This window comes from Pseudarthrobacter sp. SORGH_AS 212, from assembly GCF_030818145.1.
Lineage (GTDB): Bacteria > Actinomycetota > Actinomycetes > Actinomycetales > Micrococcaceae > Arthrobacter.
The window spans coordinates 3911571-3924684 of sequence record NZ_JAUTAA010000001.1 but is presented as its reverse complement, the minus strand read 5'-3'; the positions used below and the strand labels follow the sequence as shown (position 1 = coordinate 3924684).

At 66.5% G+C, this 13114-nt stretch carries 17 protein-coding genes; 2 read left to right on the top strand and 15 right to left on the bottom strand.

Features of this window, described 5'->3' with window-relative positions:
* The first annotated feature begins 43 nt into the window (after positions 1–43).
* A complete protein-coding gene (locus QE394_RS17995; RefSeq protein ID WP_009359314.1) occupies positions 44–289 on the top strand; it encodes an acyl carrier protein in 246 nt (81 codons plus the stop codon).
* A 189-nt stretch (positions 290–478) separates the two neighbouring features.
* The gene (fabF, locus tag QE394_RS17990) at positions 479–1714 is read left to right on the top strand and encodes a beta-ketoacyl-ACP synthase II (RefSeq protein ID WP_056085364.1); all 1236 of its coding nucleotides are present in this window, start codon (positions 479–481) and stop codon (positions 1712–1714) included.
* A 120-nt stretch (positions 1715–1834) separates the two neighbouring features.
* Here the strand turns inward: fabF and QE394_RS17985 are convergent, their stop codons facing one another.
* From QE394_RS17985 to QE394_RS17915, 15 genes are all read right to left on the bottom strand, one after another.
* A complete protein-coding gene (locus tag QE394_RS17985; RefSeq protein WP_015937393.1) occupies positions 1835–2338 on the bottom strand; it encodes a DUF3145 domain-containing protein in 504 nt (167 codons plus the stop codon).
* Between the two features lie 245 nt (positions 2339–2583).
* On the bottom strand, positions 2584–3471 hold the full coding sequence (locus tag QE394_RS17980) for a tyrosine recombinase XerC (RefSeq protein ID WP_349035183.1): 888 nt from the start codon (positions 3469–3471) through the stop codon (positions 2584–2586).
* Positions 3472–3638: 167 nt separating this feature from the next.
* Positions 3639–4823: a DNA-processing protein DprA gene (gene dprA / locus QE394_RS17975; protein WP_349035182.1), complete on the bottom strand. Its 1185-nt coding sequence runs from the start codon at positions 4821–4823 to the stop codon at positions 3639–3641.
* Between the two features lie 20 nt (positions 4824–4843).
* Positions 4844–6388 (bottom strand): YifB family Mg chelatase-like AAA ATPase, encoded by a 1545-nt coding sequence (locus QE394_RS17970; RefSeq protein WP_349035181.1) that lies wholly within the window; start codon positions 6386–6388, stop codon positions 4844–4846.
* On the bottom strand, positions 6389–6745 hold the full coding sequence (locus QE394_RS17965) for a YraN family protein (protein WP_056085361.1): 357 nt from the start codon (positions 6743–6745) through the stop codon (positions 6389–6391).
* 148 nt (positions 6746–6893) lie between these two features.
* Positions 6894–7220, bottom strand: coding sequence for a DUF2469 domain-containing protein (locus QE394_RS17960; protein ID WP_015937397.1), 327 nt, complete (start codon positions 7218–7220; stop codon positions 6894–6896).
* A gap of 79 nt (positions 7221–7299) precedes the next feature.
* Positions 7300–8082 (bottom strand): ribonuclease HII, encoded by a 783-nt coding sequence (locus QE394_RS17955; RefSeq protein WP_056085358.1) that lies wholly within the window; start codon positions 8080–8082, stop codon positions 7300–7302.
* A 2-nt stretch (positions 8083–8084) separates the two neighbouring features.
* Complete coding sequence (gene lepB / locus QE394_RS17950) at positions 8085–8960, bottom strand: signal peptidase I (protein WP_056085356.1); 876 nt, start codon at positions 8958–8960, stop codon at positions 8085–8087.
* Positions 8961–9638 carry a signal peptidase I gene (lepB, locus tag QE394_RS17945; RefSeq protein WP_056085354.1) on the bottom strand — a complete coding sequence of 226 codons (678 nt, stop codon included), beginning with the start codon at positions 9636–9638 and terminating at the stop codon, positions 8961–8963. It lies immediately after the preceding gene.
* Positions 9639–9723: 85 nt separating this feature from the next.
* Positions 9724–10083, bottom strand: a complete 360-nt coding sequence (gene rplS / locus QE394_RS17940) for a 50S ribosomal protein L19 (RefSeq protein ID WP_015937401.1) — start codon at positions 10081–10083, stop codon at positions 9724–9726.
* Positions 10084–10320: 237 nt separating this feature from the next.
* A complete protein-coding gene (gene trmD / locus QE394_RS17935; protein ID WP_349035180.1) occupies positions 10321–11130 on the bottom strand; it encodes a tRNA (guanosine(37)-N1)-methyltransferase TrmD in 810 nt (269 codons plus the stop codon).
* A complete protein-coding gene (gene rimM / locus QE394_RS17930) occupies positions 11131–11676 on the bottom strand; it encodes a ribosome maturation factor RimM (RefSeq protein ID WP_156368487.1) in 546 nt (181 codons plus the stop codon). It abuts the gene before it with no gap.
* A 108-nt stretch (positions 11677–11784) separates the two neighbouring features.
* The gene (locus tag QE394_RS17925) at positions 11785–12027 is read right to left on the bottom strand and encodes an RNA-binding protein (protein ID WP_015937404.1); all 243 of its coding nucleotides are present in this window, start codon (positions 12025–12027) and stop codon (positions 11785–11787) included.
* A 1-nt stretch (position 12028) separates the two neighbouring features.
* The gene (gene rpsP / locus QE394_RS17920) at positions 12029–12439 is read right to left on the bottom strand and encodes a 30S ribosomal protein S16 (protein ID WP_056085347.1); all 411 of its coding nucleotides are present in this window, start codon (positions 12437–12439) and stop codon (positions 12029–12031) included.
* 225 nt (positions 12440–12664) lie between these two features.
* Positions 12665–13105 carry a hypothetical protein gene (locus tag QE394_RS17915; protein ID WP_056085345.1) on the bottom strand — a complete coding sequence of 147 codons (441 nt, stop codon included), beginning with the start codon at positions 13103–13105 and terminating at the stop codon, positions 12665–12667.
* Positions 13106–13114: the final 9 nt, after the last annotated feature.

Sequence of the window (13114 nt, the reverse complement as noted above, 5' to 3'; positions counted from 1 at the left end):
TTTCCGGCAGCCCCTGCCGGCAATACAAGAAAAGGAGCCATCAATGGCTAGCAACGAAGAGATCCTGGCCGGCCTGGCTGAAATCGTCAACGAGGAAACCGGCCTGGCCCCCGAGGCCGTGGAGCTGGACAAGTCCTTCACCGAGGACCTGGACATCGACTCCATCTCGATGATGACCATTGTGGTCAACGCCGAAGAGAAGTTCGGCGTCCGCATTCCGGACGAAGAGGTCAAGAACCTCAAGACCGTTGGCGACGCCGTCAGCTTCATCGCCGGAGCACAGGCCTAGTTACAGCTTCCGCCGCTCCTGCGGCATGGCCAGGGCTGCCGGTCCGGATGACCGGGCCGGCAGCCCGCCGTATTTTCCAGCCACTTTTGCTTTACCTGGCGCCGGCCTCCACACCGGCCGCGCCGGCCATCAAGATGCGGGACCCTCCGGCAGACGGAGACGGTTTCCCACCGACGAAAGAGTGATCCCATGACACGCAAAGTAGTCATCACCGGACTGGGTGCCACCACACCCATCGGCGGCGATGTACCCACAATGTGGAAGAACGCGCTCAAGGGGGTCTCCGGTGCCCGCACCCTGGAGGACGACTGGGTGGCCAAGTATGAACTTCCCGTGCACTTCGCGGCACGCTGCAGCACCCCCGCCCTCGACGTCCTTTCGCGCGTCGAGGCAAAGCGCATGGACCCCTCCACCCAGTTCGGCGTGATCGCCGCCCGCGAGGCGTGGGCCGACTCAGGCATCACCGAGATCGACCAGGACCGGCTGGCCGTCGCGTTCGCCACCGGAATTGGCGGCGTCTGGACGCTGCTGGACGCCTGGGACACGCTGAAGGAAAAGGGCCCCCGCCGGGTCCTGCCAATGACCGTTCCCATGCTCATGCCCAACGGTGTTGCCGCGGCCGTCAGCCTCGACCTGGGTGCCCGGGCCGGCGCCCACACCCCTGTCTCGGCCTGCGCTTCCGGCACCGAGGCCATGCACCTGGGCCTGGAACTGATCCGCTCCGGCAAGGCTGACGTGGTCATGTGCGGCGGCGCCGAGGCTGCCATCCACCCCATGCCCCTGGCCGCTTTCGCGTCCATGCAGGCTCTGTCCCGCAGGAACGACGACCCGCAGCGGGCGTCCCGTCCCTACGACATCGATCGCGACGGCTTTGTCATGGGCGAAGGCGCCGGTGCCCTGGTCCTTGAGGCAGAGGAACACGCCCTTGCCCGCGGTGCCCGCATCTACGCCGAACTGGCCGGCACGTCCGTTACGGCTGACGCTTACCACATCACGGCTCCGGACCCTGAGGGCCTGGGCGCCACCCGCGCACTGAAGGCTGCCATGTTCGACGGCCGGATCCAGGCCGAGGACGTTGTGCACGTCAATGCACACGCCACGTCCACGCCCGTAGGCGACAAGCCCGAATACACTGCCCTGCGCGCCGCCCTTGGCTCCCAGCTTGAAAGTGTGGCCGTCTCAGCAACCAAGTCACAGATGGGGCACCTGCTCGGAGCCTCAGGCGCCGTGGAGGCGGTCCTGACGGTTCTGGCCGTCTACGAGCGCAAGGCTCCGGTAACGATCAACCTGGAGAACCAGGACCCCGAGATCCCGCTCGACGTCGTGACGTCCGCACGGGACCTTCCCGCCGGTAACATTGTGGCGCTCAGCAACTCGTTCGGCTTCGGTGGCCACAACGCCGTCGTTGCCGTCCGCAGCGTCTAGGACTTCCGGCCGCCGGCCTTTCGGGCCGGCCATGCCGCAAAAGGAGGAGGCCCCGCCATCAGGCGGGGCCTCCTCCTTTTGCTATGGAGACTTCCGGTGCTGCAGAAGGAACGACGGCGGTCAGCCCACCTGGTGGAGCCAGCGGACGGGCGCGCCTTCTGCGGCGTGCCGGAACGGTTCGAGTTCCTCGTCCCAGGCCTCGCCCAATGCGAGCGACAGCTCGTGATAGACGGCGGACGGATCGCCGGCGCCCGATTCATAGGCATAGCGGATCCGGTCCTCAGAGACCATGATGTTTCCGTGCACATCCGTGACGGCATGGAATATGCCCAGTTCTGGAGTGTGGGACCAGCGGCCGCCGTCGACGCCCTGGCTGGGTTCCTCAGTGACTTCGTAGCGCAGGTGGGCCCACCCGCGCAGCGACGACGCGAGTTTGGACCCGGTGCCGGGAGTACCGGCCCAGGACAACTCGGCCCGGAACATTCCGGGCGCGGCAGGCTGAGGGGTCCACTCAAGATCCGTGCGCTTATCCACAACGGATCCAATGGCCCACTCGACGTGAGGGCACAGGGCCGTAGGGGCCGAGTGAACAAACAGCACACCGCGGGTCATTGCAACAGACATTCCATCCTCCATAGCTATAGGTACGTCTTCCCCAACGACCTGTGCCTGGATGGAACTTCTGCGCCTTGTGCTGCGGCGGCTGTGTCCTGCCTGGTTATTCAGCTGTATTCAGATTAAACAGTGTCCGGACTCGATGTGCCGCATGAGGCCTGAGAGCTTCAAGAGGCACTTGAAAGTTGCCGGACGTGACTCTTATTGTGCCGTACCCCGCCTGGTTACGCCAGTGCGATGCGCCTCACGTCTGTTCAGGCCCTCGGGTGGGCCTGCTGGTAGCTTTTACGCAGCCGGTCCACGGACACGTGGGTGTAGATCTGGGTGGTTGCAAGGCTGCTGTGGCCCAGGATTTCCTGCACGGCACGCAGGTCCGCGCCGCCGTCCAGAAGGTGGGTGGCCGCCGAGTGGCGCAGTGCGTGCGGACCCGACGCCGAGGTGTCCCCCATGGCTTCGAAGAGTCCATGGACAACGGAGCGGACCTGGCGCTGGTCCACCCGGCCGCCCCGGAGCCCGAGGAACAACGCCGGCCCGCTGGTGTCCTTTGCCATCAGCGGCCGCCCCCGGCGCAGCCAGTCATCGACAGCCAGGGCAGCGGGTACACCGTAGGGAACGGTGCGCTCCTTGTTGCCCTTGCCGATCACGCGAAGTGTCCTTCGGTCCGGCTCCAGGTCGTCCACGTCCAGGCCGGTCAGCTCACCCACACGGACGCCGGTGGCGTAGAGCAGTTCGACGATGGCCCGGTTCCGGACGGCCATCGGATCACCATCGGCAGCGCTGTCCTCGAGGTCCTTGAACAGCCGTTCGAGCTGCGACGCCTGGAGAACCCCCGGGAGCGACCGCTCACGCTTGGGTGCTTTGAGCCGGAGGGCAGGATCGGCGTCCAGATGCTCTTCCCGCAGGGCCCAGGCGGTGAAAGCCCGGATCGTGGCGGAGCGCCGCGCCAGTGTGGCCCGGGCCGCCCCGGACTGGCTCTGGGCACCCAGCCAGCGCCGGAGGGTTCCCAGTTCGAGGTCCTGGAGTTCAGTGGCCCCCTCGGACGCGGCGAAAGCCAGGAGGCTTTCAAGATCGCCAAGGTATGCGCGCCTGGTGTGTGGGGATACCGCCCGTTCGCCGGAAAGGTACGCGGCAAAGCCTTCCATTGCCCGCAGGAGATTCGGGGGCAGCCCGGGGGGCTGTTCAGCATGTTCCACCCTCCTACTTTCTCAGGTGCCGGCCCCGCAACGCGGCCGGACACGGCACACCGGCCCTCCGGGGCCTCCGCCGCCGTAATTACTGGCGCATTGTCAGCTGGCGGGGTTGTATTCAGTCAGTCAGTCGCTTTGCCCCGCTTCCAGCCGCCCCGCTCCGAGACGGCCAGCCCCAGGAGTCCCAGGCGGCCCAGCCCGGCCCGGACAGAGTCCTGGCCCAGTCCGGCGACTGCTGCCAGCTTCTCCACCGATGTGGTGGAGCGCAGGGGCAGTGCGTCCAGGAGGATCAGGTCCTCAAGCGTCAGCCCGTCCTGGACCTGCGCAGCAACCTGCCGCTGGTCCGGGAGGGCAGTTCCGCTGGGTGCGGCAAGCTCGGCGACCTCGGCGGCTTCGGTCACGCAGACCGCTCCCCCATCACGGAGGAGCCTGTGGCAGCCGGCCGAGTTGGCGCTGTGTACCGAACCAGGAACCGCGCCGACGGCGCGGCCCAGGTTTTCCGCGTGGTGCGCGGTGTTGAGGGCTCCGGACCGCCACCTTGCCTCAACCACTACCGTGACGGCGGACAACGCGGCAATCAGGCGGTTCCGCTGCAGGAACCTGTACCGGGTCGGTGCCGAACCGGGAGGCACTTCGGCGAGGACAGCTCCCCGGTTGCTGACAGCCCGGAGGAGGTCCTCGTTTCCCGACGGGTAGAAGCGGTCGACTCCACCGGCCATGACGGCGATGGTGGGAACGGCGCCCGAGCCGCCGGCAAGGGCGGCCCGGTGGGCGTGGGCATCAATGCCGTACGCCCCGCCGGAGACAACGGTCATCCCGCGCTGCGCCAGGGAGTACGCAAGGTCACCGGTAACCGACGCCCCGTAGCTTGTACTGTCACGGGACCCCACCAAAGCGATACTGCTCTCCAGGGCGGGCAGGGGCTGTTCGTGGCCCCGCCACCAAAGGCAGATGGGTTCCTGGATGCCGAGATGGGCGAGCTGTCCAGGCCAGAGATCATCCGAAGGAACGATCAGCCGGCCGCCGAGCCGGGCCATGGTGGCCAGGTCCCGCTCGGGTGCGAGATCCGGGATCCGCGGTTGCCACCGCTTCAGGGCCGCGGCCAGTCCGGACCAGCCTGCCGGTGGACCGTTGTCCGCCAGCAGGCCTGAGATTTCCTGTTCGAGCCCCGGCCCCGCGGCCACCTGGCCCGTGGCAATCCGAAGCCCGTCCACTGCTCCTGCCACGTGGACCAATGCCAGGCCTGCGGCATCCTGCGGCTCCATCAGACGCGAGAGCGCAGCGCGGGCAACACGTTCTGGGCTCATGGTTGCTTCACTGGCGCCGGTCATACCGCGGCCGCCGTTGCCTGCCGCAGGGCCAGTGCCTGCCCGACGTCGTTGGCGTCCGGAGCGTCCCTGAGCCCAAGGTCAGCAAGCGTCCACGCCAGCCGGAGGACCCGGTCGTATCCCCGTGCCGTCAGTATCCCGCGTTCCAGCGAGTGGTCCAGAATCCGGGTAACCCCAGGCGCCAACCGCAGCTCGCCGCGGAGGACCCGGCCCGACACCTGGGAGTTCGTCTCCAGCCCGAGGGGACCAAGCCGCTGTACCTGGCGTTGGCGTGCGTCCCTGACCCGACGGGCCACTGATGCGGTGTCTTCCTCGGCGCCTCCCTGCCCGAAGTCAGCAAGCGAAACACGCTCCACCTGCAGCTGGATGTCTACCCGGTCCAGCAGGGGCCCAGACATCCTGGCAAGGTACCGGCGCCGCATTATCGGTGTGCAGGTGCAATCCAGCCCTTTCCCTGAAGCCTTACCGCAGGGGCAGGGATTGGCTGCGAGCACCAATTGGAACCGTGCAGGGTAAGCTGCCGTCCCTGCCGACCGGTGGATCACCAGCTCGCCGCTTTCCAGCGGCTGCCGCAGCGCATCGAGCACCCTGCGTTCATACTCGGGCGCCTCGTCGAGGAAGAGCACACCACGGTGGGCGCGGGATGCTGCCCCTGGCCGAGGCAGGCCGGACCCACCACCAATAATGGCCGCGGCGGTAGCCGTGTGGTGCGGGTTCTCAAAGGGCGGCCGCCGCAGCAGCTGGACCTGCGACGAGGGCAGTCCGCAGAGGGAATGGATGGCTGTCACCTCCATGGACTCGTGGTCTTCCAGGTCCGGCAGGATCCCTGGCAGCCGCTCCGCCAGCATGGTCTTCCCGGCTCCGGGCGGACCGGTGAGCAGCAGGTGGTGGGCGCCTGCCGCCGCCACCTCCAACGCCCTGCGGGCCTCTCCCTGCCCGGACACGTCTGCCATGTCCGGGCAAGGGGCCGCTTCCCCGGACGCTCCTGGATCGTCGTCGGCGTCGTCGGGCTCAAAGTCCAGCGCAAGCTCCTGGGGGTCGGCACCGAAATCCAGGACAAGCCGTGCCAGGGTCCGGTACCCGCTGACGTTGGCTCCGGGCACCAGCGAAGCTTCGGCGAGGTTTGCCTGCGCCACCACAACATCGGGGTACCCGGCCTGCACGGCCGCCATGACCGCGGGGAGTATGCCGCGGACAGGCCTGAGCCTGCCGTCAAGGCCCAGTTCGGCGATGAAAACGGTGCGCCCTGTGGGCCGGATGTCATTGGCCGCCCGGAGCGCCGCCATGGCTACGGCCAGATCGAAGCCGGAACCGCGCTTGGGCAACGAAGCGGGAATAAGGTTGGCGGTGATCTTGCGGCGGCTGAGCGGTATCCCCGAATTCTTTGCCGCGGAGCGGATGCGCTCCCGGGCTTCGTTCAGCGCCGCATCCGGCAGTCCCAGAATCACGAATGCGGGAAGGCTCTGGCCAATATCGGCTTCCACCTCAACCATGTACCCGTTCAGGCCCACCAGCGCCACCGACCAGGTGCGTCCGAGCGCCATTCAGCCCACCCCCTTGAGGTGTTCCACCACGGGGCTGCCGCCGCCGTCGTCCACCACCGCGATGACGTCCACGCGCCGCAGCGGCATCCTCAGCTCACGGTCCCGGCACCAGGCTGCGCCGAGCCGGTGCAGCCGGGCAAGCTTGTCCGGTCCTACTGCCTCGAACGGGTGGCCATAATCAAGGGACCGGCGCGTCTTCACCTCGGCGATGACCAGCACGTCCCCGTCCAACGCGACGACGTCGATTTCGCCCTCGCTGCAGCGCCAGTTGCGCTCCACTATCAGCATGCCGAGGGTCTCGAGATAACCGACGGCGAGGTCTTCGCCATGCCGGCCCAGTAAATCTTTGGCTTTCATTTCTACCTCCGCAACCAGCCTGAGGGCGTGAGGTTGCGGAGGACAGGGAACTCATCCCCTATGTGCATGACGGCGGTGGTGTGGAGGGACAGTCCACGTGGAGGACCAGGCGCCACGGACTCCGTGGCGGTACTGGAACCTGCGTGCCCTAGTTGCCCAGGTCTACGTCTTTCGGCAGTGCCAGTTCCTCGTTCCGCGGAAGTTCTTCCACGTTGACGTCCTTGAAGGTCAGGACGCGGACGCTCTTGACAAACCGTGCGGACCGGTAGACATCCCAGACCCATGCATCAGACAGGGTCAGGTCGAAGTAGACCTCGCCATCGGCGCTGCGGGCCTGCAGGTCCACGTGGTTGGCCAGGTAGAAGCGCCGTTCAGTCTCGACTACGTAGCTGAACAGTCCGACAACGTCGCGGTATTCACGGTAGAGCTGCAGCTCCATGTCGGTCTCATAGTTTTCAAGGTCCTCGGCACTCATGCTTCCATCTTGCACCATGTCCGACGGTGCCGGAGCCGCAACGGCCCGGGAGCAGGCTCTGGGGAGACCCGGAAAGGAGTCAGACTCCGTCCGGCACGTCGCCGGTGCCCTGCAGTTCCCCGCCCAGGAGGCGCCAGCTCACGCGGTGGTAGGGAGTGGGTCCGGCGGTACGCAGCACATCGCGGTGCAGCACCGTGGCGTAGCCCTTGTTGATGTCCCAGCCAAAGTCGGGGTACTCGGCGTGAAGTTCACGCATGGTCCGGTCCCGCTCCACTTTGGCGATGACGCTGGCAGCAGCCACGCTCAGGCACTGCATGTCCGCTTTGACCTTGGTATGCACCGGAGCGTCGCATGCTGCCTCCGGCACCTCCTGGTCAAAGAGCGACAGCTGCCCTGCCGGGGACAGCCAGTTGTGGCTTCCGTCCAGCAGCACCATGTCCGGAATGACCCCGGCCGACAGGATGTCCTGCCAGGCGCGCGTTCCCGCCAGCCGCAGAGCCGCAATGATTCCCAAGGCGTCAATCTCGTGCGCCGAGGCGTGCCCCACCGCGGAGGCCACGCTCCAGCGGCGTACCAACGGCTCCAGCCGCTCCCGCTCCGGGGCGCTGAGGAGCTTGCTGTCGCGGACGCCTGCCAGGGACTTCTGGCGTTCAAGGTCGACGACGGCAATCCCCACGCTTACCGGACCGGCCAATGCCCCGCGGCCCACCTCGTCTACCCCCGCAAGAAGCCGCACGCCCTGCGTCTTGAAGGTCCGCTCGTGGCGCAGTGTGGGCGCCTTGCCGCGGCCCGTGACCTTCGGTGATCCGGACCTCGGCTTGGCGGGCGCCTTGACCGTCCCGGCCTGTACTGCCTGGGTCATGGTCAGGGCGCGGCGGGGACGTTGCGGAAGACGTCCGGATAATTGCCGAGGGTGGTGATGCGGTTGAGCGGCCAGGCGATCACCGCTGCTTTGCCTTCAAGGTCGCTGAGGTCGATGAAGCCGCCATCGGACTCCATGTGGGCGCGGGAGTCGGCGGAGTGGTTCCGGTTGTCGCCCATCACCCACACCTTGCCTTCCGGGACCGTGACGTCGAAGTTGCGGACCTGCGGGACTTCTGCCGGGTTGACATACGTTTCATCGACCGCGGTGCCGTTGATGGTCAGTTTACCGCCGGCGTCGCAGCAGACCACATGGTCGCCGGGCAGGCCGATGACCCGTTTGACGAGGTGCTGGTCTGTGTTGTCGGGGAGCAGGCCAACGAATGTCAGCCCGTCCTGCACCCAGGTAAAGGGTCCCTTTGCCTCGGGTGCTGCCGGCGGGAGCCAGCCCTTCGTGTCGCGGAATACGACGACGTCTCCGCGGTTGAGGGCGAAGGGTTCAGGCACCAGGAGGTTGACGAAGATCCGGTCGTCAATGTCCAGGGTGTTCACCATGGACTCGGAGGGGATGAAGAACGCGCGGAACAGGAAGGTCTTGATGAGGAAGGACAGCACGACGGCGATCACCACCACTGTGGCTACTTCCTTGAGCCAGGCAAACACCGGGCTGCCCGAGTCCTTGCCGGCTGGCTTGCCCGCGGCTTTGGCAGCCGAGCGGCTGGGGGCCTGCGCGGGCTCTGCGTTGCCGCGCCCTGCTTCGGTCGCGGTGTCAGGCGTTGGATCCGGGGCCGCGGCTGCTGCTTCGGGTGTCTGCCCGGCGGGCTCATCCGCGGCTCCATCGCGCCGCGGTTCGGGTGTCCGCGCGTGGTTCTCGGGCATCTACTGTCCGTTCTCTGGGGTTGGTGCAGCCGCAGCCGGCCTTGGTACTGGAGCAAATCTATCAAGCGGCCAGACGATCTGGACGGGCCGGCCGATGACACGGTCCAGCGGAACCATGCCACCACCGGGGGCGCCCAGCAGGCTCCGCGAATCGGCGGACACGGCCCGGTGGTCGCCCATCAGCCAGAGTCTGCCTTCCGGGACCACTGAGTTGAATTTTTGCGTGCTGGGCACGTCTCCCGGGAAGACATAGGGTTCGTCCACGGGCTCACCGTTGACGGTGACTTTCCCGGCCGCATCGCAGCACACCACGGAATCCCCGGGCAGGCCAATGACCCGCTTGACGTACGTGGTGTCGCTCCCCGTGAGCCCCAGCCACCGGGTGGCTGCGGCCGCGGCGTCCGCCAACGGCCCCTTGCCGCTGTTGAGCGGAGCAAACGTGCCGCGTCCATCGAAGACCACAACGTCCCCGTGCCGAATGGGTTCGGCGGTGAAGTCGGTCCGGGACACCAGGATCCGGTCCCCGCCTTCCAGCAGGGGTTCCATCGATTCCGAAGGGATGAAATAGATGTCCAGCCACAGCGACCGGACCAGGCCGCTGATGACGACGGCGAGGAGCAGTGCCAGGAACGCAAAACGCCAGCCCGGTTTCCTGGGCTGGCGTTTTGTCTGGTCCATAAGTCCGTATCCTGGGCGCTGGTGCTGATGGCTCCGGCGCTGGCCGGATACGGCTGCGGCCCAGCCTTCGTAGGTCCGGGAGGACTTACTTGGCAGAGGTGAAGTCGCGCTTTTCCTTAATCTTTGCAGCCTTACCGCGCAGTGCACGCATGTAGTAAAGCTTGGCGCGGCGGACGTCGCCCTTGGTGACAACTTCGATCTTGTCGATGATCGGGGAGTGTACCGGGAAGGTACGCTCCACACCGACGCCGAAGGACACCTTGCGGACCGTGAAGGTCTCGCGGACGCCGTCACCCTGGCGGCCCAGGACGAAGCCCTGGAAGACCTGGACGCGGGAGTTCTTGCCTTCGATGATGTTTACGTGCACCTTGAGGGTGTCGCCGGCGCGGAACGCGGGGACGTCAGTGCGCAGCGAAGCTGCATCGACGGAATCGAGAATATGCATAATTGCACTCCTGGTGAACGCCACAGGTCATTCACTTTAGGTCACGGCCGGGAAAGCCCTGCGCCGATGGCGCATTGGGAGTATCCCGCCCGAAGTTAAGTGGTCCGGCCGCCTCACTGGTTGACGAGGCCGGTTGTCAGGCTGTTGGTTGCGCTCCCCCTGTGGCAGGTGCGGACCCAGCAGACACAAGGACTAATTTTGCCACAGCAGCGCCCGTACAGCCAATCCTGCGCGGCTTCAGCCGGCGGATTCCGCCTTGCCCGGCCGTCGGACCGGCCTGCCGTCGACGATGTCGTAGCCGAGCTCCTGCAGGGCAGAGCGGTCGGCCCTCGGAAGCTTCCCGGCATCGAACGCCTCCAGCAGGTCCGGACGCCGCTCGGACGTCCGGCGGAACTGCTCATGCCGCCGCCACTGGGCGATCTTGCCATGGTTTCCGCTCAGCAGGACGGCGGGCACCTCGCGGTCGCGCCAGACGGCGGGCTTGGTGTACACCGGGTACTCCAGGAGGCCGTCGGAATGGGATTCCTCCACCAGGGATTCGGGATTTCCCACGACGCCGGGCTGCAGCCGCCCAACCGCCTCCACCATGGCGAGCACGGCAACTTCTCCCCCATTCAGGACGTAGTCGCCCAGGCTTACGGGACGCACGTCGAAGTGTTCGCCGGCCCATTCGATCACCCGTTCATCGATGCCTTCGTAGCGTCCGCAGGCGAAGGCAAGATGCTCTTCGCCTGCCAGCTCGTGGGCCAGGGCCTGCGTGAAGCGCTCCCCCGCAGGTGACGGAACGATGAGGACGGGCTTGCCCCGGTGTCCGGGCCGGGCTTCGGCAACAGCGGCAAGCGCCTGCGACCACGGTTCCGGCTTCATGACCATGCCCGCACCGCCCCCGTAGGGAGTGTCATCCACGGTACGGTGCCGGTCCGTGGTGAACGACCTGAGGTCGTGGACATGCAGGTCCAGGATGCCGTCCTGGCGCGCCTTGCCGATCAGGGACAGTTCCAGGGGCGCCAGGTACTCGGGAAAGATACTGACGACGTCGATGCGCATCTAGTCGGTGCCTTCCGGCTCCGCCGGTGCGGCTTCGCCGGAGTTGACTTCGAAGAGCCCGTCCGGCGGGGTGAGGAGGATATAGCCTTCGCTGACATTGACTTCGGGGACAATCTGCTCGACGAAGGGGATCAGGATCTCCTCGCCGTCCGGGGTGGTGACCATCAGCAGGTCCTGCGCCGGCGCGGTGTTGAGGGCAGTCACCTTGCCCACGACCATGCTGCCCACACGGGCCTCGAGGCCCACGAGCTCATGCTCGTACCAGCCGTCTTCATCGTCCTCGTCCAGTTCCGCTGTTTCGATGAAGAGCTTGGCGCCGCGGAGAGTCTCAGCCTGGTTCCGGTCCTCGATTTCCTCGAAGGCCAGCAGCAGGATGTCCTTGTTCCAGCGGGCGCTGCTCACTGTCAGCGGCCCGGACTGCGCCGGCTCCACCACGAACTCCACGCCGGGGACGAACCGGTCCCCGGGAGCGTCGGTCATTACCTGGACCGTGACTTCCCCGCGGATGCCGTGGGGCTTGCCGATGCGGGCCACCTGGAGCTGCATATGTTCCTCTGTTCGGGTTGGTGCACATGGTGTTGGTTCGTGAAAAAACTCCGGCCCCTCCACCAGGTGGTGGAGGGGCCGGAGAGCAAAACTGGTGTTGCCGGACGCTCAGCGGCGGCGGTCGGTGTCGACGACGTCGACCCGGACCGGCTCGCCCCCGGCCAGCGCTGCCACGACGGTGCGCAGTGCACGCGCCGTGCGGCCCTGGCGGCCGATCACCCGCCCCAGGTCATCCTGGTGAACACGAACCTCGAGGGTATCCCCGCGGCGGTTGTTCTTCGAATTGACCGTGACGTCGTCCGGGGAATCAACGATTCCGCGGACCAGGTGCTCCAGCGCGTCTGCCAGCAACTTACTCAGCCTCGGTGGTCTCTGCTTCGGCTTCGGCTGCCTCAGGCTTGGAAGCCTTCTTGGTGATGGCTTCCGGGATGATGACGGAACCCTTCTCCGGTGCGACGAAGGCTTCCTTCTCGCCCTTGGTCTTCAGGGTGCCTTCCTGGCCCGGGAGGCCCTTGAACTTCTGCCAGTCACCGGTGATCTTGAGGATGGCGGCAACCTGCTCGGACGGCTGGGCACCGACGGAGAGCCAGTACTGTGCACGCTCGGAAGCGACCTCGATGTATGAGGGCTCTTCGGTGGGGTGGTACTTGCCGATCTCCTCGATGGCACGGCCGTCACGCTTGGCGCGTGAGTCCATGACGACGATGCGGTAGTACGGGGCGCGCATCTTGCCGAAGCGCTTAAGGCGAATCTTTACGGCCACTTTTGTGGTCACTCCTGTTTCAGAAAAGGGGTGAGCCCGGCGTTCTGCACCCGTGGGGCGGGCCATACTTGCGGGTTCGAAGGACAGGATCCGGACGCGGAGAGAGGGGCCACGCAGATCGAGTACCTGTCTATTGTGCCAGATCATCGGGAGGATTTCGACTTTACCCCCTGCGTCCGCGGGCACGGCGCCGGGTCCCGCCCGGATTGCCCCGCCGGGGAAAGGTCAGGCGGACCAGACGTACAGCCCCGACCGCTCCGAATCGCCGATTCCGCCGGCCAGTTCAGCAACCTGCCGGACGTAGGTTTGCGCCTGTCCGGCGTCGAACGGCATGTCATCCTGCGCCGCCCACTGCGCCGCGACGTCCTCGAGGACATCCCCCTCGCCCTCAGTTTCGTAGGTGAGCAGGTCAGCCAGGGCCCGGACCATGGCCGGCGGGACGGCCAGCAGGGAATCGCTGGCCACGTCCACCATCGTCAGCTCGTAGTCGGCGCCGCCGGCGTGGACTGCGGTGCCGGCCAGGTCTCCGAGCTGCTCCACTTCGAAGTCGCTGATACCGGGGATCCGGACCGCATCGGCGGCCGGTGGGGTGCCCCCGCCATCAAGGGTTCCGGCGCGCTTCAACGCGGCATCGTGGGTGGCTACGAAGATTTCGGTAAAACCCATGGGAAGTGA